General features: G+C 62.4%; 2 protein-coding genes. Both read right to left on the bottom strand.

Features of this window, described 5'->3' with window-relative positions; translation table 11 throughout:
- Window positions 1-296: 296 nt before the first annotated feature.
- A complete protein-coding gene (locus MWU77_RS24425) occupies window positions 297-644 on the bottom strand; it encodes a DUF1330 domain-containing protein (protein ID WP_281499606.1) in 348 nt (115 codons plus the stop codon).
- Window positions 644-913, bottom strand: a complete 270-nt coding sequence (locus MWU77_RS24420; RefSeq protein WP_374229978.1) for a hypothetical protein — start codon at window positions 911-913, stop codon at window positions 644-646. Before MWU77_RS24420 ends, MWU77_RS24425 begins: the two co-directional genes overlap by 1 nt.
- Window positions 914-971 lie beyond the last annotated feature (58 nt).

Below are 971 nucleotides of genomic sequence, written 5' to 3'. Positions count from 1 at the left end.
CGTTCGGCTTCGAAGAAGGCGGGGTCGATGGAGTCGGTGTAGTCGACCGGGGCGGTGCCGATTTCGGGGTAGTTCTCGGTCCAGCTTCCTGCGGCCGGTTTGGTGAAGTGTGGCAAGGCTCTACCTTTCGTCTGAGAGCACTCTCTCTAGTGAGAATGACGCTCTCACTGATGAAACTTAGGTTTCCATAGAACCGGACCGGCGTCAATCGTCGAGTTGGACAAGGCATGAAAAAGGCGCCGACCCGGACCGAAGTCCCAGGTCGACGCCGAGAAGCTGCCCGAAGAGTGTGTTGTCTACCCGGCAGACGCGGGCCGCCCGAAGCCCTCCAGGATCACGGCAGTGCAGTCGGCAGCGGCCTGACGTAGCGGCAGCGCCTTCTGATAGTCCTCTGACTCGTACCAGGTCTGCGCCGCCTCGACGGACTCGAATTCCAGAACGACAGTCCGGTGGCCGTGCCACTCGCCCTCGAGAACCTGGGGTTCGGCGACGGCAAGGACCCTTGCGCCCGCCTGCACGATCGAGGGACTGGAGAGCTTGCTGTAGGCGGCCATGCCGCCGTGATCCCGGATGGCTTCGGTCAGGATGACGTATCCGTTGCCTTCTGGTGAGCAAACATGAGTACGCCCTGTTTGCTTTCCCATCAGGCAGCCTCACCTTCCGATGAGACAGTCCCGGTCTCACCCAGCGACTGCTGGTGCCGGGTTGACGCTTCATCGCCTGCTGCGTTGACCACTTCCGTAGTCGCGGACTCCCGCGTGGCTCCACGTCCGTCTCCACCCGAAACAGTGGCGGCCGGACTACTCCCGGTACCGGTCCCCGTTGCACCCGTGCGGTGGGTCTCGCCGAGGCGGGCGAGGTTGATCGCGGCATTATGATCACGATCGATCGTCAGGCCGCAGTGGTCACACACATACGTTCGGTCCGCGAGGGTCAGGTTTGATTTTCGCCTGCCACACCCCGAACACAAT

This window comes from Rhodococcus sp. F64268, from assembly GCF_023015605.1.
GTDB lineage: Bacteria > Actinomycetota > Actinomycetes > Mycobacteriales > Mycobacteriaceae > Rhodococcus.
This window is presented reverse-complemented; position numbering and strand designations above follow the sequence as displayed.